12 protein-coding genes, 1 pseudogene and 1 other annotated feature (1 of these 14 cut by a window edge) are annotated in these 13,664 nt (G+C 38.6%); all 13 genes and pseudogenes read right to left on the bottom strand.

Annotation, left to right across the window (positions count from 1 at the left end):
• Window positions 1–252, bottom strand: a binding site (T-box leader) (it extends 20 nt beyond the left edge of the window).
• 114 nt (window positions 253–366) lie between these two features.
• The 13 genes and pseudogenes from I5J82_RS02320 to I5J82_RS02260 all read right to left on the bottom strand — a co-directional run bounded on the left by I5J82_RS02320 (window position 367) and on the right by I5J82_RS02260 (window position 13,577).
• Entirely contained in the window at window positions 367–693 is a 327-nt protein-coding gene (locus tag I5J82_RS02320; protein ID WP_198766489.1) for a hypothetical protein, read from the bottom strand.
• A 350-nt stretch (window positions 694–1,043) separates the two neighbouring features.
• Window positions 1,044–1,601, bottom strand: a complete 558-nt coding sequence (locus I5J82_RS02315) for a GNAT family N-acetyltransferase (protein ID WP_198766488.1) — start codon at window positions 1,599–1,601, stop codon at window positions 1,044–1,046.
• 97 nt (window positions 1,602–1,698) lie between these two features.
• Window positions 1,699–2,556 (bottom strand): amidohydrolase family protein, encoded by an 858-nt coding sequence (locus tag I5J82_RS02310; protein WP_198766487.1) that lies wholly within the window; start codon window positions 2,554–2,556, stop codon window positions 1,699–1,701.
• Window positions 2,557–2,569: 13 nt separating this feature from the next.
• Window positions 2,570–5,686, bottom strand: a complete 3,117-nt coding sequence (locus I5J82_RS02305; protein ID WP_198766486.1) for a GNAT family N-acetyltransferase — start codon at window positions 5,684–5,686, stop codon at window positions 2,570–2,572.
• Between the two features lie 355 nt (window positions 5,687–6,041).
• Complete coding sequence (locus tag I5J82_RS02300) at window positions 6,042–6,638, bottom strand: LysE family translocator (protein WP_198766485.1); 597 nt, start codon at window positions 6,636–6,638, stop codon at window positions 6,042–6,044.
• A gap of 7 nt (window positions 6,639–6,645) precedes the next feature.
• The gene (locus tag I5J82_RS02295; RefSeq protein WP_332873622.1) at window positions 6,646–7,272 is read right to left on the bottom strand and encodes a LysE family translocator; all 627 of its coding nucleotides are present in this window, start codon (window positions 7,270–7,272) and stop codon (window positions 6,646–6,648) included.
• Between the two features lie 3 nt (window positions 7,273–7,275).
• Window positions 7,276–7,746 carry an Lrp/AsnC family transcriptional regulator gene (locus I5J82_RS02290; RefSeq protein WP_198766484.1) on the bottom strand — a complete coding sequence of 157 codons (471 nt, stop codon included), beginning with the start codon at window positions 7,744–7,746 and terminating at the stop codon, window positions 7,276–7,278.
• A gap of 149 nt (window positions 7,747–7,895) precedes the next feature.
• Window positions 7,896–8,249 (bottom strand): annotated as a pseudogene (locus I5J82_RS02285) (YciI family protein).
• A gap of 96 nt (window positions 8,250–8,345) precedes the next feature.
• On the bottom strand, window positions 8,346–9,617 hold the full coding sequence (locus I5J82_RS02280; protein WP_198766483.1) for an FtsW/RodA/SpoVE family cell cycle protein: 1,272 nt from the start codon (window positions 9,615–9,617) through the stop codon (window positions 8,346–8,348).
• Complete coding sequence (locus I5J82_RS02275) at window positions 9,590–10,027, bottom strand: PadR family transcriptional regulator (RefSeq protein ID WP_198766482.1); 438 nt, start codon at window positions 10,025–10,027, stop codon at window positions 9,590–9,592. The genes I5J82_RS02280 and I5J82_RS02275 overlap by 28 nt, the downstream gene beginning before the upstream one ends.
• 2 nt (window positions 10,028–10,029) lie before the next feature.
• Window positions 10,030–10,563 carry a sigma-70 family RNA polymerase sigma factor gene (locus I5J82_RS02270; protein ID WP_198766481.1) on the bottom strand — a complete coding sequence of 178 codons (534 nt, stop codon included), beginning with the start codon at window positions 10,561–10,563 and terminating at the stop codon, window positions 10,030–10,032.
• Window positions 10,564–10,657: 94 nt separating this feature from the next.
• Window positions 10,658–11,539, bottom strand: a complete 882-nt coding sequence (locus I5J82_RS02265; RefSeq protein ID WP_198766480.1) for an SMP-30/gluconolactonase/LRE family protein — start codon at window positions 11,537–11,539, stop codon at window positions 10,658–10,660.
• A 241-nt stretch (window positions 11,540–11,780) separates the two neighbouring features.
• Window positions 11,781–13,577 carry a methyl-accepting chemotaxis protein gene (locus tag I5J82_RS02260; protein ID WP_198766479.1) on the bottom strand — a complete coding sequence of 599 codons (1,797 nt, stop codon included), beginning with the start codon at window positions 13,575–13,577 and terminating at the stop codon, window positions 11,781–11,783.
• Window positions 13,578–13,664: the final 87 nt, after the last annotated feature.

Raw genomic sequence — 13,664 nt, 5'->3', positions numbered from 1 at the left:
AGCGTTCGCGGTACCACCTCAGTTTGTTCATATGTCACCATATCAACCTCTTCAGGTACGGCAATGAAAAATAATCACTTGCGTATACCCTATCTCTATAACGAGAGATCCCGTTGTAGTATCAGCAAGCTTCCTTGCATCCTTACAAAGCTCTGAGTCTTTTTTCGTTAAGTTCATTACTGCTCTTTCACACCAACCAAGAGCTCTCTGGAAATAATGTTACTTAACTACTTTTCTCTTCATAGCCATAAATTGTTAAATTTTTATTAGTATAATCAGTTTTGTGGAAGTTGTCAAAGCATTTTGAGATATAAAAAAATAACAACCCCAAATCTTGTTTGATTGGAGGTTGTTATAATCCATTCTTTAATGTTTCTCAATGAACCTTAAAACATAATCACATAATTCATAAAAGATTATTCCTGCAATTGTATAAAGAAAAGCATATCCTAAAAGATAAATTCTTTTTACAAACCAATTATGATGATCGACTCTCTTCCCTGACCAATAAGCGATGCCCATTAAAAGTGCCGAGAGCACATTGACTGTTTTAGTAAAAAAGGTATCTGCCTTCCTAAACGTGCCCCATTCGTACCAATCAATCATCGTGTTTCCTACTAAAAATATGGCTAAAAAGTAAGCTCCTTGCGTTCCTAGTATCGCCATCAAACCAATTCTTACTAGTTCGGTCATTACAGAAAAACATTCCTCTCGAGGTAAATGAGAACAGAATTTATCAGTTTAAAGGCAATCATTGCAAGGATAATATAAAGAAATAAATAACCGCTTAGTAGCACTGGTCTCAGAAACCATTTCCTCTTTTTTACTTTTAAACCTGCCCAATAAGCGACACCAAATACGAGTGCCGTTAAGAAATTCACAGTTTCTCAAATATATTTTTAGGCTTAGGAAAAGTACTCCATTCATACCAATCCATCATAACTTTGTACAGAAAAAATATTGCAAAAAAATATGCAGCTTGTGATGCTTAGCTCTGCCATCATTACTCCTAACTACTAAATCTAACTATCAAAATTCTCATCTCAATTATTAATCTCAAACTCCTCCCTCAAAACCCCCATAACAATAGTGTCATAATACTTCCCATCAATATAAGTATCATTTCTGAGGCGTCCTTCAACAGCAAAGCCACATTTTTCGTATGAACGAATGGCACGCACGTTTCCACTCCACGTATCAAGCTGTACACGGTTTAAATTCATCGTCTTAAATAAATAATTGAGCAAGGCCTTTAACGCATCGGTCCCATATCCTTTACCCCAAAGTTCCTTCTCACCAATCCCTATGCCTACCACACATCGCCGCGCGATAATATCTAAGCTGCGGTATCCGATCGATCCAATATGACGCGCGTCTTCCCCTCTTGTATAGATCGAGAACTCTCCTACTTCACGTTTATCAATGGTACGAATATCTTTTTCATAGCTTGCTTCGATCTGTTCAAGCGGCATATGACTATATCGATAATAACCAGAACCTGCATCAAAACGTGCGGTTTCTTCATCATTTCGCCAGTGGTATGTTCGCTTATGATCTTCAAGTGAAACTGGTCGTAACTCTACTTTTCTTCCGGATATCATAGTGGTGATCCCTTCTTTCAGCTCGTAATCTAGTAAAATACTTCATATAAAAACCGCAGATACGTACCATTGGCATCACCCCTCTCACAACTGTATATTATTTTAAAAACGCCTTAATCTTCGGGAAAATCTTTACCGCCGTGTTGTAAAAAACATCTTCATGATATTCTTCAGGAATGATATCTTTTATAAAGTCTATATACGGCTGCACCGGCACAAGCGGCCAGTCTGTTCCGAACAAAAATTTTTCATAGTTATCCGTAAACGTTAACGCATGGCGCAAGTGATTAAAGAAGCGTGGTGAATCTTTGTATCTCGTAATATCTTCTCTTGTTCCAACCACTAACCCCGACAGATCGGCATACATATTACGATTCTTGTAAACAACTTCTGCTCCGTCTAATGTCCATGGATCGCCGAAATGCGCCATCATAAAATTTATGTCCCGATGCATAACCGCTACTTCGTCTAGCGTCAAAGGATGAGAGTATTTCAACAAACCACGCTCTGAATAGGTATCACCTGTGTGAAAAACGACTGGCAATCCGTATCTAGCCGCTAGCTTATAAACTGGCTGATACACCTCATCATACGCATAGTACGGATAATAACCGAGGTAGATCTTGATACCAACAACTTCAGGGCGCTGCACCGTTTCTTCAAGCTGTATCAATTCTTTCTCGCCTAAGTGATACGGATTGATGCCTGCACAATACACGATGTTTTCAGGTATGACTGTATCTAGATCAATACCCATTGGGGTTGGAGCTAGAGGGTCAGGAAAACCCTCTACCTCCTTTTCTGTTAAACCCATCGCGATGCCGAGCACAACGCCAGATTCTCGGTACTCTTTGATGATTCCTTCATACGAATAGTCAAGTTTAGAAAGGTTTGTTGCCGTATGTTTAAAGCTTTCAATGTTTGAAAAATGCATGTGTGCATCGATTATTTTCATAAGTTTGCCCTTTCTAGTAGAACTTAATTTTCTTCAGATCTTCTAATGCGGTATCGGGGATAACTCTATCATTGAATACATAAAACACCGGTGAAGTGAATTGCTTAGCACCGTGCTCAAGGCTCACCTTTTCTGTGTAACCAAGCTCAATGACTTCTAAATTGATATACGAATCAACTTTTATAGCGTTTTGGTCTGCTACAATTTGAAGCAGGTTCTCATGATCATCAGATCCGTAAATCACGCTGCGTTCTACTGTCATTTCCTGCTCACCTTTTGCACCAGAAATCATGGTCCACTCCCCATTTTCAGATTGAAAGCTTCCCCAGCTCTTCGCAGGCTCTGGTCCTGGATTCAAAAAACATCCTGTGTAAAAGTTCTTACCTTCCAAATAGCTCTCCATGTTCTGGACGATTTCCGTTGTATGACAGAGTACTGGAACTCCTGGCAGCATCAAGAAATATTTATAAATGTGAACGCCTTTAAACATCTCATGTTTCTTGTAAATAGTAGATATCTTAAGCCCTTTCCACATGTTCCCTTTGTTGTCTTCCTTTTCTACAAATTCAACAGTGCTTTCTTCTTTTAGCAAAGAATGAAGACTCATGCCTTGCAGGAGGCCTGCAATACCGCCGAACCAAGGATTCCACCACGATTTTGGTGTTGGTTTTGGAAACGGTGAATCCATCCACTCTTGGTCTCTGTATTGAAGAGAGAACAACGTTGGTGCGAACTGTGCTGAAGCAGAAATCTTCATTTCTCCATTATCTACGGAGTACACTTCGAGACCATCTTCTATCGACTTTTCCAACTGAACGGGTTGATCCTTCTTCATAAAAGCGGCTGATTGCCGTGTAACATGAACAGCACCTAAATTCATTTTGGAAGTTAATACATGTATCCCTCTATCGTCAGGTAATTCAATATCAAACTCGGCCTGTGTTAACTCTTCATCTGAAGCGAATAGGTGACTCTGCAGAATCTCATCGTCTAACTTCAATTCAATAAACCCGTTAAAAAACGAAGACTTATAATCTCTCACAACAGCTTTGCACTCACCATTATCAACAAAAGGATTTCCCCCGTTAACCGATACGTTCATGTGATTGGTTAAGCTGGTTGGTTTATCATTCTTTTGCGTCGCATATTCTCTGAACGATTGCCAATCACGGAAAGCACCAATTGTCATGGTGATCGGTTCTGTAGCAACGGTTTCTTGAGGAGATAATTTGCCTAACTTATTTTCAAAATACATGAACCAACTGGAGAAATTCACCTTTCCTTCTCTTGGCCATGAAATGCCTCTAGGGTTATCATTTCCACGAAGAAAAAGCCAGTTTTCCGTAAGTTTACTAGGATTCCAATAAGATAAGCCAGATCCCATGGAATCATTTAGTTCAATGTACTTTCCTTCATAAGGCAAGACACCTTTATCGAGCATCGGACACATAATTGGCGTATTCAGCCATACCTCGTCAGCTGTTTCTACATCGCTAATATTTGTAATTTCATCATATCGTTCTACTAGACCTTCACTGTACAACTTCACCACGGTTGCAAGCTGCAATTCTGGAAAAGCCTGTGATTGAAAAGTTGCTCTTAATCCTGCATAACCATCTTCTTGCAATGGTTCAATTTTCTCAGGACGAAGTCGCGTTATCTCTTCTGAGAAAGGCTTGCCAAGCTGAGGCACCATGAATGCCAATTTGTAATCCACATCATCTTTCCCGGGTGAAATCCAATTGTTGAATTTATCAAGTTTTATTGTATATTGTCCGTTGCATACATGATAAAAATCGTCACACTCTCCAGCGAATTTAGCTCCAATTCCCTGTAGGGCAACACCCAGCTTTTTCGTAAAAGTAATGATATCTCCATTGGATTTCGTTGCGGAGATTTGGACTTCGGCAGAGTAAAATCCGTTCTTTTTTATCACAAAAGGAACAGTTACCGATTGCTTTCCTTTCGGTGTCAAAGCAACACTCACATTTCGATTCTGAATGGTAACCAATTCTGATGATGGAAGTTCAAAGCTAAATGTGACTTGTTCATCAAAATTATTTTCAAAGTTAAAATAAAGTTGAGAAGAACGACCAACAAAACTAAGGTTATCTGGCGTGTTACAGCTTAATTTAACGGGATACTTAGGACGAATTCCTACTCTAAATTGCGCCTTTTTCCCATTGATTAATAATTGAGAAGTAACAGCTGGGTGCGTTCTCCAAACACTTTGATCTTCAGTAATCGGATTTACCACGAAAGGAATCTCAATCTCTTCTTCCTTTTGAACCGTGATTTTTCTTGAAGTCGCAAACTGAATGTTCTTATCGTCCACACCTTGGATCTCTACGGTTAACGGCTTACCTGTTTTATTAATCATGTGGTATCGAATCTTGTATTCAGAGCCAAAAACAAGATTAAAGTGTTCAACATCCGCTAAGATTTTATAATCGTCTGTTTCGATGGAGCGAAGCCCTCTTCCAAAACGCTCAAATTCCATCTTCAAGTTACCGAGAGTCTTATGATTCCAAGAATACCCATAATAATGAAATTCATTTTCGTTGTTTCCATCAGGTGTCGTTTCAATCGTACGTGTACTGTTTTCGTACCATTTACCATCCGTAAAATAATCTAAAACCGCTTCTGTTTGCATCACAGAAGGCATAAAGTTCATAAGATGTGTCGTGTCATCCCGATCTTCCCAGAAAAAGCCGCATTTTTTATACAGTGGAACTGCCTTTGTGTTCCCTGGCCATGTATATAGATCCAAACGCGGCCACTTCATTTCAATCGCTTTTTGAAGCGCTTTTAGTACAAGCTTCTTACCGATCTTCTTACCATGATAATCTCCTCTTACATTCAATAACGGGATGTAGAGCGCTCCCTCATCTTCTCGATATTCTCCTAAACTGCAATAGCCTACGACTTTATCTCCATCGAGTGCAAGATATAAATGGAGGTTTGATGAGTTCGATTCTTTCTTTAATACTTGTTCTTCCGTCATGATTGAGTTTCCGCCGCCCCAGCCATCTTGGCTTTTATTCCACATTTCAGCGACTGCTGCTGCATAGCTCGAATCATATTCTACTATCGTGATCTGATCGGTAATGTGCTTATTCAATACTTCCATTTTTTCTAACCTCCGCTTTTTCAATATTCAATATCGTACCGTTGTTTCGTTCTACTCAGCTTCTTCAAAATAAAAAGCCACCCAGAAATAGATGGGTGACTTTTTATACAAAAAAATACATAAAAAGGCCCCAGAATGTATACACATCCTGAGGCTCTGATTCACGTTTCATTAACAGATTGAGGTCTCATTAAGAAGGTTGTGTATTGGACAATATAATGTTGTTTTTGTAGTGTCTAAAAATTTAATCATGTCCAACGCCTCCTTATCTTGAAATTTTTTCCTTACCTTTTGTATTGTAAAACAAATGGATATAAAAGTATATATAATTTTCGGAATATTTATTTTTTTACCGTTACGCTAGGATATTCGCTAAAGCTAAGCCTATGATTAATAAACCTGCTCCTTTGTTGATGGTACCTAAGTGCGGCTGAATACTTTTTATTAACAGGCTTACCACTATGCTTAAAAACATCCACCAACAGGTAGCACCGATAAACACACCGCTTATTAAGAGCAATGCAATTTGTAATGTCATCTCACTCTCACCAAACCCGAGACCTACAAACATTGCTGTAAAATTCAAAATTGTAACAGGGTTTGTAAGCATTAAGAAGAAGGTCGAGAAAAACATCATCAACTTGCTTTCCCCTGCTAACTGAGCGGCTTGATTTGGTACTTTCTTTAAGATTGTTTTCACCCCTAGGTAAAGTAAAAAGATGGTACCGAATATTTTAAGTAACATTTCGTATTGGATCAATAATGATGACACAGCTGAAAAGCCTAATACTGCAATGCTTGCATAAACAATGTTAGCTGTAACTGCTCCAAAGCCAGTTAAAAATCCCGCCGACTTCCCTTGTGAGAGTGTTCTTTGTATACAAAGCAGACCGATTGGCCCAACTGGAGCGGATATAGAAAAACCTAGAATGATACTCTTTAGTAATAACATTAAAAACTCACGATCCAATCATTAAACGTATAAGTGAAAACATACCGAACAAACATATGATAATTCCTGAGATAACATTAATCATAGCCATGTGCTGCTGATTCATTCTTCTACTCATCATACTCACTGTAGTTGTTAAAAAGATCCACCAAGCAGCCGAGCCGCAAAAGATTCCAACAATCAAAGTGATGGAAGAGATAGCACTTGTGTGAGTATTAACAATACCTAACCCCGCGAATATGGCAGCAAAAGATAATATGGTCATGGGGTTCGTTAATGTTTGTAGAAAGGTTGTAAAAAAAGCGGAAGTAAGACTACTACTCTTTTGAGGTGTGCCATCCATAGGTCTTGCTTTAGAAGTTAAGATTTTCAGACCTAAGTACAATAGGAATACTCCCCCAATTAGTTGAATCCACAATTTATGGCTCATTATGAATTGAGAAACCATCGTGAGACCAAGCCCTGCAATCAAACCATAAATAACATCTGCACATGCTGCACCCAGTCCCGATACAATTCCCACCACACGACCTTGCGTTAATGTGCGCTGCATGCATAATACACCGATTGGTCCAACTGGAGCCGCTATTGAGATTCCCAGTATTAAGCCTTTTATAAAAAGTTCGGAAAGCACCTTTTATTCACCTGAAAAAACATGCGGTTGTATAGGAACTTCGATCGACTCTTTTGTCGTATCCATCACAATCGTTGTTTTGGTACGAACAACCCCTGTTAGTCCTTTTAATTCATAGCTAATAATTCGATCTAAATCCTTCGTGTTTCGAGATCGAATTTTTAATAAGTAATCATCTTCTCCCGCGATATGATGACATTCCATCACTTCTATTAACTCTTCAATACGTGCTAAGAATGGAGCGCGATGCTCTGGACGTTCCAGTGAAACCGCAACAAAAGCTGTGAGTTCACTTCCCACCTTATCAGCTTCAATTCTTGCACCAAATCCTTTGATCACACCATTTTCCATCAAACGGTTAACGCGTTCAGCGGTAGCTGGAGCGGATAGACCTACCTGAGTAGCTAAGTCTGCCCATTTCATTCTCGCGTTTTTTTGAAGAAGATGTATCAATTTTCTATCAAATGCATCCATAACCCAAAACCTTCATTTCGTAGTATTTTTAACTACATTACCTTCTAAAATAAATTAAATCAATAATTTTCATTTATAACATAAGAAAAGAACCTCTTATGTAAGCGAGGTTCTTTTGCAATCTATCAATTTTAGAGTTAGGACAAATATTATTCAAATACTTGCCTTAATTCGATCTGACCTTCTCCGTTTCCTTGTGGATCAGGCATCTTCATCGCCCATTCAACGGCTTCTTCCCTAGAGTTCACATCAATCAGAATAAACCCAGCGATCAATTCCTTCGTTTCGGTAAACGGTCCGTCCGTAACCACTGGTTTTTCTCCTGGAAGCAGATAAGAGATTCACATACCATTTGAACTTGGGTGTAATCCTTTAGCAAGAACCCGGACGCCAGCCTTAACTAATTCTTCATTGTACTTTCGCATCGCTTCATTAAGCTCTTCATTCGGGCGGTTACCACCTTCTGAATTTTTTGAAGCTTTAACAATCAGCATGAATAGCATAGCCATTACTCCCTGTATGCAGAAGCTATTTTTTCTTCTTTTAAGTATACAACGAACGGAAACCCTCAAAATCGACAACTCAACTAAATAAATTTATTAAAGAGCTGACCTGCTTAAATCTTTCCTGCGATAAACGCTCAGCACAACTCCAATCAAGATAGCGTTTAATAGAATCGGTACCAACCCGTAACTAATAAACGGCAGTGACATGCTAGTAAGTGGGAAAAATCTGAACGCCATGCCGATATTACTCACCATTTGAAAAAGTAATAAAGATAAGCTGCCTATGATCAGAAGTTTTCCAAAGTAATCTCTAACTTGCTGTGTCGCGATAATCACTCTTGCTAGTACTAATAAAAGAATAAGCGTAAGAAAGATCGCCGCTATCCAGCCATAGTGATACGTGATGCTTACAAATGCAAGATCAGTGTGTGCTTCAGGTATGAACTGTTTAATACTCTTATTTTCCCCGAACCATCCTGCACCAGATATTAACTTCTGAATTTGAAGCACCTGATACCCTGCTCCATCAGCTACTTTTCCAGGATTCAGAAAACCTATCATTCTATCTTTTATATAATACGGTTGATACTGCCAAGAGAAAATACCAATTAATAGTAACGAACCTACCGTAATGCCTGAAACAACACCTTTTTGACGATTGGAAAATTTGCTCCACCATAACATGGACAGGACCATGGCAAGATACAAGTAAGTCGTTGCGATACTTGGAATCATGAAGAATAATAACAGCGAAACAAAGAATAATAGTATAAATTGATAGACTTTTAAGGTATCTCGGTTAAAGAAACAAGCCCAAGCAATCATAAAGAATGGAAGTGCAGCAATACTTTCTATCGTTAGCTGTCCGATATGTAAAAATGGTTTCCCATTGATCGTACCACTTGAAAAGAAAAGTAAAGATAACAGCAACACAGTACCTACCCCGTAAAACACCCATCCCCACCTTACTAACTTCCGATAATCAACAAACATCAGACCTAAAGCAACAATCATGCCAAGGACAACCAATATCATCTTTCTCATTAGAAAGTAATGATTGCTGTCATATCCAAGAGAAAGTACAGGCAGAAATCCTAGCAAGAGTACAGCCGTCAATAAAGTCAGTAAGATCCAATCAACTCTTGGACGATGAATATTGTTTAACTGAATACCTAGAGTGATTGGACTTCCCATCTGCTCAATCGCTTTTTGTTCGGCATCCACATCAGAGTATCCTTTATTTACCCATCGCATTTTTGCTTCTTTCATATGATAATTCAACTCAGCAGAAACTTGTTCTTTTGCTTCCTTTGAACGAATCTGATTCGTAACTTCGTTTAGAAACGACTTTCTGCGATTTTCCATTCCGCTCCTCCTATCAGCTGTTGCAGAATGACTGATGATCGTTTTCCCTTATGTTCTGCTTGCTTTAATAATCTTTTACCTTTACTTGTTAACTGATAAAACTTGGTTTCTTCTTTTGATATCCAGCTTGATTGAATGACCCCATTACTCTCTAAACGGTGCAACAAAATATAGAGAAATCCTTCATTGTCATCAAATTGTTTTATACCGCGAGCAAGAAGTAAGTTCGCTAACTGATAGCCTGTCTTTTCTTGGTTCAATAACTGCAAAACGTTTAATACAATCTGTTCCCTATTTCCTTGATTACTCAATTTATTTTGTATGGTTTCGCGATGTTTTTCTGTGAACCTTACCTGTGAAAACGTCTTGTCGTTCATGATTTTTTTTAAGTTTTTCAAACGGTTCTCCATCTCTAACCCTCCAAACGTATTTTCAATAGTTCTTTAGCTCGGCGCATTCTCGTTTTAACCGTATTTTCACTAACTTCAGTCACCAAAGCGATCTCCTTAATAGGTAGCTCCTCATAATAAAAAAAATAGATAACCTCTCTGTACTTGATTTCTAGCTGCATGATTGCCTGAATTAACTTCTCATCATCTTCTTTTTGAATGACTTCATGTTCAACTACATCCACCTCAGTCCGATGTAAAGAAGGCTCCTCATCAGTGGCGAAAACTTTATTTTTATACCAGCTTTTCAAAAAGTCCTTACAATGGTTAATGGCAATTCGCCATAACCATGTTTTAAATTTTGATTTTCCGTTATATGTATGCAATGCGTTATAACACTTAACAAAGATATCTTGTGTTAAGTCTTCAGCAATGCTTGTATGGTTCACATAAGAATAAACCAACTGCAGCAAATCTTGTCCGTGCTCATTCATAGCTTCATTGAATATGTGCTCTTTATCTTCAGCCGAGATCACTTCAACTAACATGTTTTCCATACCAATCCCCCCTCTCTTATTATTAGACGACGAACGATGATTGCAAGTTTTTGTTAATCAAAAAAAAACAGCGTTTTATAACGCTGTCCTGCTTTTACCCTTTGAAAGAATATGCTGGCATTCCTTTCACACCTGGTCTTACTTTAAACAAACCGCCCGCTTCTGGAAATCTTTCTAGGTTCTCTGCACTTGTATTTTTCCTAGCTGTTGTTACATACAACTCGTCCATATTTTCTCCGCCAAACGTGCATGATGTAACATTTAATGATGGGATTGGAATAGAATATAGCTGTTCGCCTGTTTCTGGGTTCCACCGGGAGACTTGCGCACCGCCCCAATGAGCGATCCAAAGCATGCCCTCTTCGTCAATCGTCATTCCATCTGGAGCACCTACTCCTTCTGGAAAGGAAATCACTTCTGTTGCATTTTGGATATGGCCCGTTTGAAGATCATATTGGAATCTCGTTACTTTTTTCGTTGGTGTATCAATTAGATACATATAGGATTGATCAGGCGACCACGCCAAACCATTCGAAATCGTTAAATTTTCTCGCTTCTTTTCCACATGAAGATCGTGATCTAAACAATAAAGAGAGCCTTTTTCAGCTTCTTCACTTAAACTCATCGTTCCTGCCCAAAACCTACCGAACGGGTCACACTTCCCGTCGTTAAAGCGATTCTCAGGAAGCTCTTGTTCAGGGTCAACAATAGGTGTAAGTTTTTCCGTGTTAAGATCTAGAAAAAAGAATCCGTTCTGAAGAGCTACGACTACACCATCTGACTCCCTCGGTACAACCGTTCCTACCATCTGATCTAGTTGAATCTCTCGATTTTGGTGGGAGCGTGGATCGTAGATGTTAACCTTTTTATCTAAAATGCTAACCCAATACAAGACGCCTTGTTCCGAGTCCCAGCACGGTCCTTCACCTAAAGGGGCTTTTGCAGAAACAACTAATTCCGCTTCACTATTAAACATGATTTATTCCTCCCTAATCTATGTTGTATGTAATATGTATCTTCATAAAGATAACTTTGTAGCATCAAGTATATCATGAAGTATTAATTACTTTATTAATGAATCCATCGGAGAGTTGGATGATACCATTTCTTATTTAGCTTATAACATATAATTCAAGAAATTCCTTGAGTTAACCAAAATATCCAAATCTATAACCTAAAAAAAGTGACGGATCACCATTCCCCGTCACTTTCCTCATTTATGCTGTTTCTTTCCCTTCACTCACACGTTTAAACTGACTTTCCTCCGTCAATTGCTGAGACAGGCTGGACAGCTTAGCTCCAACGAGATACGCCTGTTTAATTTTTTCATTTTGTTTAATTGAAGTTATAGACATTTCTTCAGAACTCGCTAGAGTTTCTTGGGAGATGCTTGAAAATTGAATAGCTGCCGTTTCAATCTCAGGCAATGCCACTTTTAATTCTCGAAGAGCAACACTCATTTCACCCATTCGTTCATTGTTGTCTACCACTGAATTCATTAAATATTGAATGAATCCAGTCGTATCCTTCACTTTCTGCACATGTGAGAGATTTGCTTCTCCAAGAAGGCTTGACTCCTGAATTGCTTGTAAGGCTGTTTGGTTCATTTGGTTTACTGTCGCAATGATATCTGCTGCCGCTTTACTCGATTGGTCCGCTAATTTGCCTACCTCATCCGCAACTACCGCAAAACCTCTTCCTGCTTCTCCTGCTCTTACCGCTTCAATTCGAGCGTTTAATGCTAGCAGTTTGGTTTGTTCAGAAATCTCTTTAATCGTAGAGATGACATTCTGGGAGTGGCTCGAATATGTGCCCATCTCATCAATGATTTTGTTTAGTTGGACGAACCGGTCATGATTATCATGAATCTCGCCTACTAACTCATCCACTTTTTCTTGGCCGGAAACAGCGTTTTGATTCATAGCTGAAAACTCATCCATCACCGACACAACTGTTTTATTCAGCTCACTTACTTTTTCTTGCATATCTGAGAAAAGCCGCACACTATGCTCTGAACTTATCGCTGTTTCTTTTGCGCCAGTCATTACATTCTCTATCGTTTTAACAAGTTGCTCATTATAGTGATTCGCATCACTGTAGGTATGTTCGAGTTTGTTGCCTTGTGAGGTTAGTTCACCTGAGATTTGCTGAATCTGCACATGAACATTTCTTATAAAAATCATCATATGATTGAAGCTCTCAATCAACCTCTGAATCTCAACATGTTTAGATTGATAATCAACATTATTTTGAAAGTCACCCTTTTGAACGCGCTTCATGATGTGGCCAAGCGCCGATAAAGGTGAAGTGATGCTTCTAATTAAGAATATGATTACCAAAGCAGTTAAAAGAATACTAATGATAACCGCCACCGCTATAAAGTTTCTAAGTTCGTAAACCGACTGCATGTAACTTTCTGTTTCTATGGCGATCACGTAGATTCCGTTCAACTCTTGAATCTGCTTAAACGCTAGTGTATACGCCTTATCCTGGACTTCCACGTGCAGCACACCATTTTCTAAGTCACTAATCTGCTTCTTGCTTCCTGAAGACAAAGAGAAAGTGTCTTTTCCATTCGTCTTATACGGTGTAAGCGTTCCATTTTGCATTAAGAAGATATTCGCTTTCATATCATCTTGCTGAAGGCCCACATACTGTGTATTAATACTTTCAGCCAAGCGTTTGTTAAACATTTTTTTGTCTCGAATAAAGCTGAACTTAAGATTTTTTGCAATGTCATAAGTTGTTTCTGTTTCCCGTTCCAAACGGTTTTCAATGATTGTTCTCGTTGTATCTGATGCTTTGTTATAGCTAAATACTCCTACGATGGAAATCGTTAAGACAACCAATGAGAGCATCATTAATAATAATTTTGTCTGTAGGTTCAGTTTGAACTTAAGCTGTTTAGGAAATTTTAATAGACAATTAATCTTTATATTCTTAAATCCTTTGATGTTCTTAAAAACTGTTATCCTCTTCATCTGCGTCATGCACTGTTGTATGACCTTTTTCAAACCTGCCACCCCTTTTGTCTATGTATAGAAATTATGACAATATTTACTAAGGAGTGGTGTAAAGGTTTGGTTAAGACTTTGTAAAGG

It is taken from the genome of Fictibacillus halophilus, from assembly GCF_016401385.1.
In the GTDB taxonomy this organism is placed as follows: domain Bacteria; phylum Bacillota; class Bacilli; order Bacillales; family Fictibacillaceae; genus Fictibacillus; species Fictibacillus halophilus.
Note: the sequence above shows the minus strand (reverse complement) of the source record. Positions and strands in the feature narration are given on the sequence as shown.